At 34.2% G+C, this 16037-nt stretch carries 13 protein-coding genes and 1 pseudogene; 6 read left to right on the top strand and 8 right to left on the bottom strand.

Features of this window, described 5'->3' with window-relative positions:
* Positions 1-21: 21 nt before the first annotated feature.
* Positions 22-441, top strand: a complete 420-nt coding sequence (locus ACSULM_RS11190; protein WP_436862759.1) for a VOC family protein — start codon at positions 22-24, stop codon at positions 439-441.
* 291 nt (positions 442-732) lie between these two features.
* On the opposite strand, the gene ACSULM_RS11185 is transcribed toward ACSULM_RS11190, so the two are convergent.
* Both ACSULM_RS11185 and ACSULM_RS11180 read right to left on the bottom strand, forming a co-directional pair.
* Positions 733-1236 (bottom strand): hypothetical protein, encoded by a 504-nt coding sequence (locus ACSULM_RS11185; protein ID WP_436862758.1) that lies wholly within the window; start codon positions 1234-1236, stop codon positions 733-735.
* Between the two features lie 189 nt (positions 1237-1425).
* On the bottom strand, positions 1426-1971 hold the full coding sequence (locus ACSULM_RS11180; protein WP_436862756.1) for a helix-turn-helix domain-containing protein: 546 nt from the start codon (positions 1969-1971) through the stop codon (positions 1426-1428).
* Between the two features lie 84 nt (positions 1972-2055).
* Here ACSULM_RS11180 and ACSULM_RS11175 point away from each other — a divergent pair, with 84 nt between their 5' ends.
* Together ACSULM_RS11175 and cls are read left to right on the top strand one after the other, a co-directional pair.
* A complete protein-coding gene (locus tag ACSULM_RS11175) occupies positions 2056-3240 on the top strand; it encodes a CynX/NimT family MFS transporter (protein WP_436862754.1) in 1185 nt (394 codons plus the stop codon).
* Positions 3241-3375: 135 nt separating this feature from the next.
* A pseudogene (cls, locus tag ACSULM_RS11170) lies at positions 3376-4859 on the top strand (cardiolipin synthase).
* Positions 4860-5294: 435 nt separating this feature from the next.
* Here the strand turns inward: cls and ACSULM_RS11165 are convergent.
* The 5 genes from ACSULM_RS11165 to ACSULM_RS11145 all read right to left on the bottom strand — a co-directional run bounded on the left by ACSULM_RS11165 (position 5295) and on the right by ACSULM_RS11145 (position 9679).
* Entirely contained in the window at positions 5295-5390 is a 96-nt protein-coding gene (locus ACSULM_RS11165) for a type I toxin-antitoxin system Fst family toxin (protein WP_142351560.1), read from the bottom strand.
* A gap of 975 nt (positions 5391-6365) precedes the next feature.
* The gene (locus ACSULM_RS11160) at positions 6366-6461 is read right to left on the bottom strand and encodes a type I toxin-antitoxin system Fst family toxin (protein WP_436862752.1); all 96 of its coding nucleotides are present in this window, start codon (positions 6459-6461) and stop codon (positions 6366-6368) included.
* Between the two features lie 263 nt (positions 6462-6724).
* Positions 6725-7732: a PTS transporter subunit IIC gene (locus tag ACSULM_RS11155; RefSeq protein ID WP_436862750.1), complete on the bottom strand. Its 1008-nt coding sequence runs from the start codon at positions 7730-7732 to the stop codon at positions 6725-6727.
* A gap of 218 nt (positions 7733-7950) precedes the next feature.
* Complete coding sequence (locus tag ACSULM_RS11150; protein ID WP_436862749.1) at positions 7951-8841, bottom strand: fructose bisphosphate aldolase; 891 nt, start codon at positions 8839-8841, stop codon at positions 7951-7953.
* Between the two features lie 289 nt (positions 8842-9130).
* On the bottom strand, positions 9131-9679 hold the full coding sequence (locus ACSULM_RS11145; protein WP_436862746.1) for a class I SAM-dependent methyltransferase: 549 nt from the start codon (positions 9677-9679) through the stop codon (positions 9131-9133).
* A 464-nt stretch (positions 9680-10143) separates the two neighbouring features.
* Here ACSULM_RS11145 and ACSULM_RS11140 point away from each other — a divergent pair, with 464 nt between their 5' ends.
* Positions 10144-11766 carry a BCCT family transporter gene (locus tag ACSULM_RS11140; RefSeq protein ID WP_436862744.1) on the top strand — a complete coding sequence of 541 codons (1623 nt, stop codon included), beginning with the start codon at positions 10144-10146 and terminating at the stop codon, positions 11764-11766.
* Positions 11767-11858: 92 nt separating this feature from the next.
* Here ACSULM_RS11140 and cudC read toward each other — a convergent pair whose 3' ends face one another.
* Positions 11859-12425 (bottom strand): choline uptake/conversion transcriptional regulator CudC, encoded by a 567-nt coding sequence (gene cudC, locus ACSULM_RS11135; protein ID WP_436862742.1) that lies wholly within the window; start codon positions 12423-12425, stop codon positions 11859-11861.
* A gap of 202 nt (positions 12426-12627) precedes the next feature.
* On the opposite strand from cudC, the gene betB reads away from it, so the two are divergent.
* Both betB and betA read left to right on the top strand, forming a co-directional pair.
* A complete protein-coding gene (gene betB / locus ACSULM_RS11130) occupies positions 12628-14121 on the top strand; it encodes a betaine-aldehyde dehydrogenase (protein WP_436862740.1) in 1494 nt (497 codons plus the stop codon).
* A gap of 50 nt (positions 14122-14171) precedes the next feature.
* On the top strand, positions 14172-15854 hold the full coding sequence (gene betA / locus ACSULM_RS11125) for a choline dehydrogenase (protein ID WP_436862739.1): 1683 nt from the start codon (positions 14172-14174) through the stop codon (positions 15852-15854).
* Positions 15855-16037: the final 183 nt, after the last annotated feature.

Here is a 16037-nt window from a genome sequence, read left to right as displayed (position 1 = left end):
ATTAAATAAAGGAGTGTCACGATGTTAAAAACTGTATCACCCTATCTATTTTTTAACGGTACATGTCGAGAAGCTTTGAATTTTTATAGTGAGGTTTTAGGTGGAAAAATTAAAGGAATCATGACTTATGGCGAAGCAAATGAAACAGTTGCAGAAGATCCGGAACGTATCATTCATAGTCAGTTAGAAGTGGATGGACAAATATTTATGCTTTCAGATATTCCCAAAGAAGATAACACAATGCTTCAGGACCGTAATGTTTATATTGTATTAGAATTTGATAGTGAAACGGCTATAAAAGAAGTATATGAACACTTGAAAACTGATGGTGAAGTTCAAATGGAATTGGACGATATGTTCTGGGGCGCTAAATATGCAAAATTAATTGATAAATATGATATCGGTTGGGATTTGAGTTACAGTGATAATGTAGATAAATAATATGTTAGTAAGATAAGAAGGTGAAAACCAAGGTTAATTATTGGATTTCACCTTCTTTTTTGTTTTTTGAGGTTAAACGTTAGGATTATGATTAAAATGATAAATAAAATCATACCGAATATACCTAAAATTGGGACATGATCGAGAAATATTTCAACAATAATATCTATTGCAGAAATAATGAAAATACCAGTAAGTAGCCATTTTAAACATATAGCATACACATGTAATAATTGATACTTTTGCTCTGAATTCGAAAGGTGAAAGTTGGGAATGAGTTGCAATAATTTATCATTTTTCATTATCGTCAGTCCCTTCAGTGTTCAGTGTTACTCTAGAATCTTTATTAGCTGTTAATAACACAATTAAGATAGTGGGGATACAGGTAATCAAGAAATTGAAATCGTAAAATTTTAGCGGATTACCTGCGAGAAGTGGTGCTACAATTGTATTCACCAGATACATATAAAATAACGCAATGAATAAAAAGAAAACTCTTTTTTTGAATTTCAATTTAAGTATGCGTCGATAAATTTTAGGGTCACTTACTTCGACCTTTACTTTGTCTATATTAAATGGAGACACTACCATTCTGCACCCTATAACTATGCTTAATAGAATACTACCAATAGTAAATGGAGAAAAAAATGAACGTTCGATGTCGAACATAAACGATAAATACAATAACGCTAAAAATAAGTATAAGCTTACAACGGAGATTTTAGCGCGCCAAAAATCTGAAGTATGTATTGGACTTGGTATTTTCGAATTGTGCCTCTCATTATTCTCCATCATTTTAAAAAGCCTCCATAATGAATTTGAAACTAATACGTACCACAACATTAACATTAAAATAAAGTATATGTAAATTTTATTAAGTGAACCATCACCTAATAAAATTAAAGTATGACTAATTAAAAAGAGTGGTTCAAAAAAAGTGTCAGATTCTCGAATTCTGACACTTAATTTATTTCTAAACTTAAATTATTGATAATACATTGTAGAGGTTAATACCGTGTTTGTGCTACCTGGGTTATAGTAACTATGTGGGACATCACAATTAAAACGGAACGCTTGATGATTATTAATTGTATATAGCTTATCATCTACTTCAATTTCTAAAATACCTTCGTTGACGATGATATATTCTTCTGAACCTGCGTGATGGGGTTCGGAATGCATTTTACCATTAGGTTTTAGCACCATTTTAAACATCTCAAAATGTTTTGTCTCATCATACGGGAAATAAGGATAAATAGAAACATGTTCATCGATAATAGGGATAATATCTGATTCATCGATAAATGCGATATGGTCGTCTTGTATAGATGTTAGCTGAGTCAAAGAAATATGTAGTCCATTTGCAATTTTCCATAATGTTGTAATGGTAGGGTTTGAATGCCCTTTTTCAATTTGACTTAACATGTTTTTACTGACACCAGTAGCACTCCCTACTTTATCTAAACTTAATTGGTGTTTTTTTCTATAGTCGGCAATATTTTTAGCGACAATATTTTGGATATTATACAAAGTAATCTCTCCTGTTTACATTATAACGTACATATCGTACCATATAATATGACGTTTTGAAATATCTCTTTAGGGTGGTACAGTATGAAAAAGTATAGAAAAATAAAGCCATTTAATTGGTTATTATTTATAGGAATTTTATTAGTTGGAGCAAATTTAAGAGCGCCAATTACATCTATAGGTGTTGCTTTGCCAGATATAAAAGCAGATTTAGCATTATCTAATAGTGCGATTAGTGTTATTACTGTTGTACCGTTGTTATCGTTCGCTATTGTGTCACTATTTGCAGCGAAGACAAGTAATCGTTTGGGATTAGAAAAAACAATTTTTCTAGCGCTATGTTTTATTTTTATTGGTATTTTAGTTAGATCAATTACTGATATTTCTTGGTTGTACATTGGTACGATTTTAATAGGTATTGGTATAGGATTTGGTAATGTGCTTGCGCCAGCAGTGATAAAAGCGAAATTCCCACTACATATTGGTATTATGACTGGATATTATACCGTTGTAATGAATGTGTTTGGAGGATTATCTTCATATGGAACAGTACCATTGCTCAAGTCATTTAATTATAATATTGCAATCAGTTTTATGGCTATTGTGACATTTGTGACAATTATCATTTGGTCTGTTCAGTTAAAAGGGAAACAACAAACTGCGACAGCTTTACCTAAAGAAAGTGTAAATGTTTGGAAGTCACCGTTATCATGGCAAATTACGATATTAATGGGTGGTCAATCATTAATTTTTTACTCATTGATTAATTGGATGCCAGTGTATTTGTCACAAAGTGGAATGTCTATTAGTGAAGCGGGGGCGTATTTATCAGTGTTACAAATTTCAATCATTCCCTTCACTTTTATCACACCTATTTTTGCGACTAAAATGAAATCTCAATTTTTAGTAACGTTTATTACCGGATTATTATTTATTATGGGTGTACTTATTATGTTATTTGTACCGCAACTCGCTATAATTTCAACCATATTGATTGGTGTTGCTGGTGGTGTAGCATTTGGATTGGTTAATACATTCTTTAGTTTACGTACGGAACATAGCCAGACTGCAGCTAAATTGTCTGGTATGGCACAATCTATAGGATATTTGTTTGCAGCCACAGGCCCATTATTCTTTGGTATCTTACATGATATTACCGGTTCTTGGACTGCATCTCTGTTCATTTTATTAATAACAGCAATCATTATTACCTTGTTTGGTGCACAAGCAGGACGTAACCGTACAATTGAACAATCACTACAAAAATAACTTTTTGATAAATACTGAAAATAGTATAAACATATAATAGTGACATGATATTATTAAAGAACGATAAGAAGTGGAATTATAATGAAAATTTAACGAAAATATTATGATGTACAATTTGAGATAAGAGGTGAAGTTATGCAATTAATATTTGATGCAGGTGTAAGCCCAATATATCGTGGTGTGCTAGCATTTTTCTTTGTTATTAATATTATTTTAGCATTTGTCATTGTCTTTTTAGACAGAGATAGAAGAGATGCAACTGCTACGTGGGCTTGGTTATTTTTACTATTTGTAATGCCGATTTTAGGTTTCTTTGTCTATATTTTCTTCGGTAGAGGTATACGTAAAAAACGTGAACGTGGTCATGCACATAACCAAATTGAAGATGGAATGAAAAGGGTACAGTCTCAACTACAAGATTCGACGAACAGTATAAATGATTCGGATAATCCTATAGTTAGGAAGCATCAAGATATTGCGACAACACTTTTAACAAAAGAGCCGTCATTTTTAAGTCATGATAATAATATTGATATTTATACAGATGGTCATGATTTATTTAATGAAATGAAACAGGATCTTCGCAATGCCAAAACTTATATTCATATGGAATACTATGTGTTGAACTTAGACGGTTTAGGAAAGGAAATCATCAGTATTTTAGAACAGAAGGCTGAGGAAGGTCTTGAAGTTAAATTACTTTATGACGCTGTCGGTTCTAAGTCTGTACATAAATCAAAATTTAAAAAGTTCCAAGAAGTTGGCGGACAGGTTGAAGCATTTTTCCAAGCCAAAATACCATTCGTGAATTTTAGAGTGAATAACCGTAATCACAGAAAAATCGTTGTCATTGATGGTATGACTGGTTATGTTGGTGGTTTTAATATTGGTGATGAATATTTAGGTCTCAACGAAAAATTTGGTTACTGGAGAGATACACATCTAAGAGTAAAAGGAGACGGTGTGGACGCATTGCAATTAGCGTTCATACATGATTGGAACTCCCAAGCAAAACGTGAGCAATTAGATTATAATGATAAATATTTCCCGGATAATGCACATCAAGGTGGACAAGTATCTATGCAACTTGCGTTAAGTGCGCCTAGCGATAATTGGCATCAAATTGAATTTGGCTATATGAAAATGATTATGAATGCCAAAAAATCTATTTACATGCATAGTCCATATTTTATTCCGGATAAAGGTTATATTAATGCGTTACGAATAGCTGCCAAATCAGGCGTAGATGTACGTTTAATTATTCCGTGTAAACGGATCACATTTTTGTATATTGGGCGACTATTACGAGTGTGGCACAGTTAATTAGAGATGGTGTGAAAGTGTACACATATGAAAATGGCTTTATTCATTCTAAAATGATGATTATTGATGATGAAGTGGCAAGTGTTGGTTCTTCAAACATGGATATCCGTAGCTTCGAGTTGAATTTTGAAATCAATGCATTTATGTATGATAGCGATATTACGAAGCAATTAAAGGATGCATTTTTCGAAGACTTGAAAGTATCGAAAGAACTTACTGAAGAACGTTACAATCAACGTTCTTATTGGATTAAATTTAAGCAATCCATCGCCAAATTGGCATCACCAATATTATAGTTTAATGAAAAGTTGGATTATTTATTTTAGTCAATCTTGAAAGGAAGATTAAATCTCTATTGGGATGAAGAAAAATATAGGTGAGTAAATCGCTGTATTGAACTTTAAATATATCTTGAATTTTCAAATAGATAATTTAGGTATTTTAATCGTTATTTTATTAATTTATTTAAACTTTAAGATACCTGCTTCTAGATTTACAGTTATATCCTTATGGTCTAAAATCAACAGACTAAAAAAGCTCTATCTCGTTCAGAATGGATTGCTATATTGAGGATAATCATTCCTGTTATAATTAGTTTCATATTCTAGTTTTGCATTTCTATATAATATGATGTTATAATACGTATAACGAAAATAAGTATTTATTTATACACCAATCCCCTCACTATTGCGAGTAGTGAGGGGATTTTTGTTGGTGTGGCTCGATGTCACCTATTTTTTATTGCGCTTACTTAGCCAATAAGTATAATACGCAATGGCACAGCCACTGATGACTGGCGCTACGATGTGAACGAAAATAAGTATCACTTTATACACCTCCTCTCTACGCCTACTAGACGCCTGAGAGATAGGCGACTTTTATATTATACACCTGTATATGTTTGAACACATCCACTTTGGTTAAGTTTTATTAATTAACATTTTATTCTTTTTGCAGTGTCATTCTCTTTGTTATTGAATTCTTTTTTAATTGAAAGTATGAATACCACAATTGAAATATTGGAAATTCTAGCAATTAAAAATACTAAACTTATTAAACTAATAATACCATCAACAATTGGGGGTGTAGTAAGCAACATACAGTAATAACCAACTTGAAATTATATATATTAATCCACCAAATAGTGGAAAGAAAAGTGTTGTGTACTCTATTAAATTGTCCATTTTTCTGTCTAGTATTTTAATACTAATATTAAGTGATATTTTTACTGTTACAAAAACTATGGTAAAGAAACTTAATCAACGGCATAAAAAAGAGAAAGCAATTACCATTCACAAATGTTTTTGCTTTCCTAATCACTATAATGTTATAATCAGATTAACAAAAAGTAGTTCCATTGGAACACCGAAGCCCTCAACTTATTTTAATAGGTTGGGGGTTTTTGGTGGACTAGTCGTCTATTTATCATTACGTTTGCGTAGCCAAAAGTTAATAAACCTTAATCACACTAATACTCCAATAATAAAAGCAAATATAGCACTACTACTGATATGTTCAATAATATAAGAGATTATTGAACATATGTAATTGATTTGCCTGATTGCTCCTTTGTAAATATATAATTTATGTCAAACATTTTTAAAATAAATAACTGTTTTTCTGAATTTTGACTTAACAATGAGTCTCTTACACATCTTATTGTCATAGATTTTGCCTTCTCAACAACTATGATGTTATAATATGATTAACAAATAGAGTGTTTATATGGTAAACACCGAGCCCGATAACTATGTCCGTAGTTATCGGGCTCTTTTTGGTGTATTGGTTATGTCGCCGCTGGATTATTTAGCACACTTGTTTAACCAATGTGAAAATAACGTGATTATAACTCCTACTATGATAGGCGCTATAAGTGCTACAAATAGAGTGCTTAACATGGTATCACCTCCTTCCATGTTAGTTAAAACACAGAAGTAAAACGGCGACTCTATTATTATACACCTGTAAATATTCACATACATCCACTTTAGCTAAGTTGAGTTATGTTACTTTGAGTATCTATAAAACTGTATATCTTTAAGCTTGTTTTTAAATATTTTTAAATATAGTTTATTAATAACAAAAATTTTCACCCGTAAAAATATTGGATTAAGTATAATGAATTTCCTACAGTAATAGCATTTATACTTAACGGCAGACGCTAGTTTGCAACATGAATGAGTTGATCACCTGGTTTAATCCATTGCTTTTTAAAGAAGTATCTATACAATACAAAGCTAATGATAGCAGGTAAGGCAATATGAAAGACAAGTATGAGTAACCAAGTTTGTATAGAACCGCCCATCGCATTTATTGTCATAATCTGGCCAATGAAACCACTCGTTCCCATACCGGCTCCCGCAGCATTGTTGGTCATAGGGAATAATGTGGTCATAATTGGTGCAACAATGGCACTGGCAACTGTTGGGGGTACAAGTATCATTGGGTGTTTGATGATATTAGGCACTTGTAACATACTTGTACCTATTCCAATTGATAAAATGCTACTCCAACCATTATCCTTATAGCCATTTACAGCAAAGCCTACCATTTGTGCTGCGCAACCTATTGTTGCTGCACCAGCAGCCAGACCACTTAGATCAAGCATCAATGCGAGTGCTGCACTTGAAATGGGTGCAGTTAATGCCAATCCAAATATTACTGAAACGAGAATACCCATAATGAGTGGTTGTTGATCCGTTGCAGCAATAATCACTTTGCCTAATCCCGTCATAAATTGGTTTAATGCAGGACCAAACAATTTAGCGATAGTACCACCAATAATAATTGTCAGTAATGGCGTAACGATGATATCAATCTTAGTTTTCCCTGCATAGAACTTACTTAATTCAACAACAATCAGTGTAGCTATGTATGCACCTACTGCGCCGCCACCAAATGTTGTATAGCCCAAAGTACCTACAATTACACATGAAAATATGACAAGTGGTTTAGCTCCCAATCCGTAAGCGATTGCGACCCCAATCGCAGCGCCAGTGACAGACATAGCTACTTTCCCAATTTCTGATAAAAATGATAAATGAAACTGCGGTATTAGAGTTTGATTCCCAATCGTTTCTAATATGAGTCCAATAATTAAAGAACCAAACAAACCTAATGCCATAAAACTTAATGCTTCAATAATCCACCTATGTAAATAATTTTTCATTTCCCAATCCCCTCGATAGTTAATTCGTATAATTCATATAATTTATAAATTAATATTATTATATAGATAGTTAGTGAAGTTGGCTAGCCTAACTTGAGATAATTTTCACAATTTGTGTGAAAGTACGAAACATCACTTAAAGTGGATCACTTGTTTATATGAAAAAATACCCATGCACAATCTTGTACATGGGTAGAATCACATTTGAATATTATTGATTAGTTTTTATTCACGGAAGCGTCATAGATAGACTCAATTGTTTCGCCTAAAATACGATCGAATTCTTCATCAGATTGATTAACGTTTAAGTCATTGATTAATGCACGAGAGAAACTTGCGATTAAATCTTTGTTTTGTTTAAGGACTTCGTTGGCATGTTCTCTGCTATAACCACCAGAAAGTGCAACAGCACGTACAACATTAGGGTGGTTGATTAATGATTCATATTGGTTTGCTTTTGTAGGAATAGTTACTTTAAGCATTACAAGTTGATCATCATTTAATTGATTTAATTCTTCTAAAATAGCATCTGTTAAATAAGCTTCAATTTCAGCTTTATTTTCTGCATTAATATTAACTTCAGGTTCAATAATTGGCACTAAACCAGCAGCGATGATTTGTTTTGCTACTTCGAATTGTTGTTTAACGACCGCATCAATACCTTCTTTGTTGAATTCTAAGATATTAGAGCGCATTTTCGTACCGAAGATTTTATGTTCGTTCGCACGACGTAATAAATCATCTAAATCTGGCATTGGTTTCATCAATTGAACGCCATCTTTTTGTTCAGCTAATCCTTTATCTACTTTTAAGAAAGGAACGACACCTTTATCAGCAAGATAATCACCAGTGTGTTTACCCTCAACTTCACGATCCATTGTTTGTTCGAAAAGGATAGCGCCTACGATTTTATCTGAGCTAAATGAAGGTGATGAAACAATACGTGTACGCATATCATGAACAAGTTTAAACATTTCATCTTCATTGTTGTATTGATCTTCGGTTACGCCATAGTCTTTAAGCGCTTTAGGTGTACTTCCACCACTTTGATCTAATGCTGCAATGAAGCCTTTTCCGTTTTTTACTTTATCAAATTGTTCTTTATTCATTTTTTACCACTCCTTTTACTTTATTCACTTATAGTATGATAAAAATTATTTTAGAACGCAAGCTGAAGGCACTTTATATATAAAAATAAAATATAAAATTGATTTTTTATAAAAATATCTAATGCTTAGTTACTGATATTAAGAAAATCGGTGTTGGATTATAAAACGCGTCTTCCTCATTATAAATTCGTTGATGAATGGATGTATCTAAATGTAGATGTTGATAGCCTAATGCACTTAATATATCAATATCTGTTTGTGGGCGAGGGAGATGATTAATTGCAAGACTTTATTTAATGGTTTCGCTTTCAGATAACATTTCTTGTCCGAGTGTGTTATGTGCATGATTAGAAGTGATGGCTTGGTACGACTCAAAGGAATCCTTGCCGTAATCTGCATCGATATTGATCAGTTTACCACCTGATTTCAAGACCCGTAGCCATTCTTGATATGCAGCTCGTGTGTTTGGAAGTAGCCAAGTAACGTTACGAGCAATGACCACGTCAAATGTATCGTCTTTGAAGTCTAGGTGTTCCGCATCCATAACTTGAAAATTAACGTCTTTTTTGAATTTCTTTGAATTAGATTGAGCAGATACAATCATATCTGTTGAAAGATCTATTCCAGTTACTTCGGCACCATATTGACGACATAAAATGGCTAAAAATCCTGCGCCAGTTCCAATATCTAAGATGCGACTGCCTTTAATTATTGGAACGATATGATTGATTTCATTTATCCATTTTTGAGCATGTGCACTTTCTAACTCAGCCTGTTTATTTTGACTAAATGTGTGTGCACGCTTATCCCAATAGTTGATTATTTGTGTTTTATCCATAGCTGTGTACTCCTTCTGCTGAAAATTAAAAACTTTACCACTTTAATTATAGGCCATTCTAATAAAAAGTTTGTTTCTGATGATTGAATTAACGTAATTAGCTTATTTTCTAATCAAAGAAATAAATAGTTTGCTACTTTAAATTTTTTAGTGAAAACAAAAAAATAAAAGAAATATTTATGCGTTTATAAGGAATAAATATGCACTAGATAAAATTGTAAGATTCATTCAATTCGTTAAATTTAAATTTAACACTACTATTATAGCGATTTTTGAGAAGTGATTCATTGTTCCAATTATATAATTATTCATATATCGAATATTAAGTTTTTGAATGCAATTTGCATTATTATTTAAAGTTCGTTAGGCTCATGAATGTGAATTAAGAAATAGTTTTGCTAATGATTATATATTTTTAGCAGCTTTTACATAGTTAAAAAAACTAAATACAGGGGTGTTCAAAAATGAAGAATAATAGAGTTATGGATTGGACGACCTTTATAGGGTCATCCGTAATTTTACTTATTGCTGTTATCCCTATGATGGTATTTCCAAAAGCAAGTCAGGAAGTTATTACAACGATGAATAACGCTGTCTCAAGTGCTTTGGGATCTATATATCTACTCATAGGTCTAGCAATATTGATATTTGTGCTTTATATTGCCTTTGGTAAATATGGCAATGTAACCTTAGGAAAGGCGACAGATAAACCTGAATTTAATAATTTCAGTTGGGCGGCTATGCTATTCTGTGCTGGTATCGCCTCAGATATTTTATATTGGGGAATTATTGAATGGGCATTTTATTATCAAGATCCGCCACATGGTGGTAAAGGCATGACAGATAGCGCATTAAATTATGCCACGATGTATGGTATGTTCCATTGGGGCCCAATAGCATGGGCAACATTTGTTCTACCAGCGCTTTGTATTGGTTATTTATTATTTGTTAAGAAAAAGCCAATTTATAAAGTGAGCCAAACATTACGTCCAATTTTAAAAAATCAAACAGATGGTATTGTTGGACAAATTGTAGATGTGATATTTATATTCGGCCTATTAGGTGGCGCAGCAACATCATTAGCTTTAGGTGTGCCAATGATTACAGCAGGAATTGAAAGGCTCACAGGTATCGATGGTGACAACATGTGGATGCGTGGAGCTATATTATTCCTAGTCACAGGTATCTTTGCCTATAGTTCATATTCTGGACTGAAAAAAGGAATTAAAGTATTGAGTGATTGGAATGTAATTCTGTCGTTCCTATTACTTGGATTTGTCTTAGTTGTAGGTCCAACAATTTTCATTATGGAAACTACAATTACAAGTATGGGGAATATGGTTAAGAACTTCTTCCAAATGGCAACATGGCTAGAACCATTTGGTGGTATTGGCGGTCGTAAAGAGACAAACTTCCCGCAACAATGGACGATATTCTATTGGTCTTGGTGGATTGTTTATGCGCCATTTATCGGTTTATTTATCGCCCGGATTTCTAAAGGGCGTACGTTGAAAGAAGTTGTCTTAGGTACGATTATCTACGGTACGTTAGGCTGTATGTTATTCTTTGGTATCTTTGGAAACTATGCAGTTTACTTACAAATTAGTGGTCAATTTGATGTTATTCAAAACTTAAACACACATGGTACGGAAGCAACTATTATTGAGGTATTACATCAATTACCGTTCCACAATATTATTATTATATTATTCATGATTTCTGCTGTATTGTTCCTAGCAACAACATTTGATTCAGGTTCATATATCTTAGCAGCAGCATCTCAAAAGAAAGTGATCGGTGAACCTCTAAAAGCGAACCGTTTATACTGGGCATTTGCATTATGTCTGTTACCATTTGCGTTGATGTTAGTAGGTGGTGAAAGGGCGTTAGAATTACTGAAAACTGCCGCCTTATTAGCGAGTGTGCCAGTGTTAGTTGTCTTTGTCATGATGATGTTTGCATTTATGCGGACATTAAATGAAGACAGGCTTAAGTTAGAACATCGTGCTGATAAGTATAGAGAAGTAGAACGACGTTCATTACGTATTACACAAGTAAGAGAGAAAAAAGAAGACGATAATTTATAGCATAAAAAAACTGTCGACTAGCGTCGGCAGCTTTTTTTATAAAAATAAGGGTGTCAGAACAATATAAAATTGCCCGCACCCTGTGCATTGAATTAGTCAATGGAGTCTGTGTATTTATTTACAGGAATTGGAAAATACTTAAAGATTTCTCCACTTTCAAGTGCATTGCTTAACTGTTCTAACCACTCATAGTATGGCAATGTGTCAATAAGTTGTTGTTTAGTTTCAATTGCTTCAGCCTTCGTTGACGCATCAATTGTTTCATTGTTAATTAGTGTGTCTAATTGCGCTACTGCTTCGTGTACTGCTTCGGCATTAATCACAATCTCTCTTCGCCATTTTTGTGTGAAGAAATTGCGAAAGAAGTTGAAGAAATCTTTTTCTGCTATAAAATGTTGTTTTCTACTGCCACGTGTAAATTGTTGTTTGACGATATCAAACTCTTGTAATCTTTTGACGCCTGCACTCATGCTTGGTTTACTCATTTGAAGTTGTTCGCGCATTTCATCGAGTGTCATGCTTTCTTCAAATAACATCGTGCCAAATAAATTACCGACACTTCTGTTAATGCCATATAAATCCATTGTTTCACCAATTGCATTGATAACAATATCTTTGGCTTCTACTAATTGATTATCTGGATTGATTGAACGTACCATGTTGTCCACCTCCGACCAAATTTGTATATAAATATAGATTATAGCAAGTCAATATCTGTAGTGTAAGGTCACACTATTTAACAATAATGACATCAACCTATAATATTTGAGTACGTTTGACACGCTTTCAAATACTATGCTAACATAAATTCTATAAAATTCGTTAAATAAAAATTTAACAAACTTAACGGAGGTCATTTTAATGGAACTTGTAAATCGTTTGTCTCGTCGTCAATACATTGATGGTGAGTGGGTAGATAGCTCAAATAATGAAACTAGAAAAATTGTGAATCCATTTAACCAAGAAGTGATTTTTGAAGTCGCAGAAGGTACAGCATCAGATAGTGAACGTGCAATATTAGCTGCAAGAAGATCATTTGAAAGTGGTGAATGGTCTCAAGAAACAAGTGAAAATAGAGGTAAAAAAGTACGTGCGATTGCCGATGCAATTGCGACACATCGTGAAGAGTTAGCGAGACTTGAGACACTAGATACAGGTAAAACATTAGAAGAATCTTATGCAGATATGGACGATATTGCCAATGTATTTAACTTTTATGCAGGATTAGCAGATAAAGACGGTGGAGAAATAATTGATTCACCGATTCCAAATACAGATAGCAAAATAGTAAAAGAGCCAGTAGGTGTCGTGACGCAGATCACACCGTGGAATTACCCATTATTACAGGCATCATGGAAACTTGCGCCAGCCTTGGCATCAGGTTGTTCACTTGTTATGAAACCTAGTGAAATAACACCACTAACTACAATTCGCGTATTTGAATTGATGGAAGAAATTGGTTTTCCAAAAGGTGTTATTAACCTTGTACTAGGTAAAGGTTCTGAAGTAGGTGAACCGTTATCAGCACATGAAGAAGTTGATTTAGTGTCATTTACAGGCGGTATTAAAACTGGTAAACACATCATGAAACAAGCAGCAGATCATGTGACTAATATTGCTCTAGAGCTTGGTGGTAAGAATCCAAATGTTATTTTCGCAGATGCGGATTTCGATTTAGCAGTAGATCAAGCACTTAACGGCGCATTCTTCCATGCAGGTCAAGTTTGTTCAGCGGGTTCAAGAGTAATCGTGCACAATGATATAAAAGATAAATTTGAAGCTGCGCTTATCGAAAGAGTTAAAAATATTAAATTGGGTAATGGTTTTGATTCAGAAACAGAGATGGGTCCAGTTATTTCAGCGGAGCACAGAGAAAAAATCGAAAACTACATGGAAGTTGCCAAGTCTGAAAATGCATCAATTGCCATTGGCGGCAAACGTCCAGAACGTGAAGATTTAAAAGATGGCTTTTTCTTTGAACCAACTGTTATTACTGACTGTGATACGTCAATGCGTATTGTTCAAGAGGAAGTCTTTGGCCCAGTCGTGACAATTGAAGGTTTCTCAACAGAAGCAGAAGCGATTGAATTAGCTAACGACTCTATTTATGGCTTAGCAGGCGGTGTGTTCACACAAGACATTAGTAAAGCTGAACGCGTTGTTAATAAGTTGAAAATGGGTACGGTTTGGATTAATGATTTCCACCCTTACTTTGCACAAGCACCATGGGGCGGTTATAAACAATCAGGTATTGGTAGAGAGCTTGGTAAAGAAGGCTTAGCTGAATATCAAGTAGAGAAACATATATTACGCAATACAAATCCAGAGCCAGTCAACTGGTTTGGTAAAGCATAAATCATTTTCAAATAAGAAAAAATCTATAAATTTCAGGAGGCAGTATAACGATGAAACAATCATATGATTATATCATTATTGGTGGCGGTAGTGCTGGTTCAGTACTAGGTGGCCGACTAAGTGAAGATGCATCGAATGATGTACTTGTATTAGAAGCTGGACGCAGTGACTATCCATGGGATTTATTAATACAAATGCCAGCAGCGTTAATGTATCCAGCAGGTAATAAACTGTACGATTGGATTTATGAAACGACACCAGAACCACATATGGGTGGACGTAAAGTTGGTCACGCTCGCGGTAAAGTATTAGGTGGCTCTAGTTCTATTAACGGTATGATTTATCAACGTGGTAACCCAATGGACTATGAAAAATGGGCGAAACCAGAAGGTATGGAATCATGGGACTTTGCACATTGCTTACCATACTTTAAACGCTTAGAAACAACATTTGGTTCTACAAAAGATGATCCATATCGTGGTCATCATGGTCCGATTAAATTAAGACGTGGTCCTGCTGACAATCCATTATTCCAAGCATTCTTTGATGCAGGTGTTGAAGCTGGTTACAATAAGACGCCTGATGTGAATGGTTTCCGTCAAGAAGGATTTGGACCATTCGACAGTCAAGTACACAATGGTCGTCGTGTATCAGCGTCTAGAGCATACTTACACCCAGCTATGAAACGTAAAAATTTAGAAGTACAAACACGTGCTTTCGTTACGAAGTTAAATTTCGAAGGTAATAAAGTTACAGGTGTAACATTTAAGAAAAATGGTAAAGAGCATACAGTTAACGCCAAAGAAGTCATCTTATCTGGTGGCGCTATTAACTCACCGCAATTGCTACAATTATCAGGTATCGGTGATTCTGAACACTTACGTTCATTAGGTATTGAGCCTCGTATTCACTTACCAGGTGTTGGTGAAAACTTTGAGGACCATTTAGAAGTTTATGTGCAACATGCATGTAAACAACCTGTTTCAATGCAACCAAGTTTAAATAAATTAAAAATGCCATTTATTGGTTTACAATGGATTTTCGGTCGTAAAGGCGCAGCAGCGTCCAACCATTTCGAAGGTGGCGGCTTTGTGCGCTCTAACGAAGATGTAGACTATCCAAACTTAATGTTCCACTTCTTGCCAATCGCGGTAAGATACGATGGTACGAAGGCACCTGCAGCACATGGTTACCAAGTGCATGTTGGTCCGATGTATTCAAATTCACGTGGTCATTTAAAAATAAAATCTAAAGATCCATTTGAAAAACCTGATTTCGTATTTAACTATTTATCTACAGAAGAAGATAAACGTGAATGGGTTGAAGCGATTAAAGTTGCTAGAAATATCTTAAGTCAAAAAGCTTTAGATCCATATAATGGTGGCGAGATTTCTCCAGGACCAGAAGTACAAACAGATGAAGAAATTATAGAATGGGTTAAACGTGATGGTGAAACGGCGTTGCATCCATCATGTAGTTGTAAAATGGGCCCTGCCTCAGATGAAATGTCAGTTGTAGACCCAGAAACATTTAAAGTTCATGGTATGGAGAATTTACGTGTAGTTGATGCATCTGTAATGCCTCGTACAACGAATGGTAATATCCATTCTCCAGTATTAATGATGGCAGAAAAAGCATCAGATATTATTCGTGGTAAGAAACCATTAGACCCTGAGTATCTTGATTTCTATCGTCATGGTGTTCATGATAAAGATGCAGGCACAATTAAGTAAGCTCAGAATTAAGTATTGAACATATTTTGTGAGAATGAAATAGAGATAGATTGCAAGAAGAGTCCGGGACATAAATAAACGTTCCGGACTCTTTTTCAATTAGGCAGTAGATGACTGAATTGAAAATGCGCTTATATCAAGCTTTTTTCAACTCTAGTCATCTTTGCCGGGGTGGGACTACGA

It is taken from the genome of Staphylococcus caeli (genome assembly GCF_051413795.1).
Lineage (GTDB): Bacteria > Bacillota > Bacilli > Staphylococcales > Staphylococcaceae > Staphylococcus > Staphylococcus caeli_A.
Note: the sequence above shows the minus strand (reverse complement) of the source record. Positions and strands in the feature narration are given on the sequence as shown.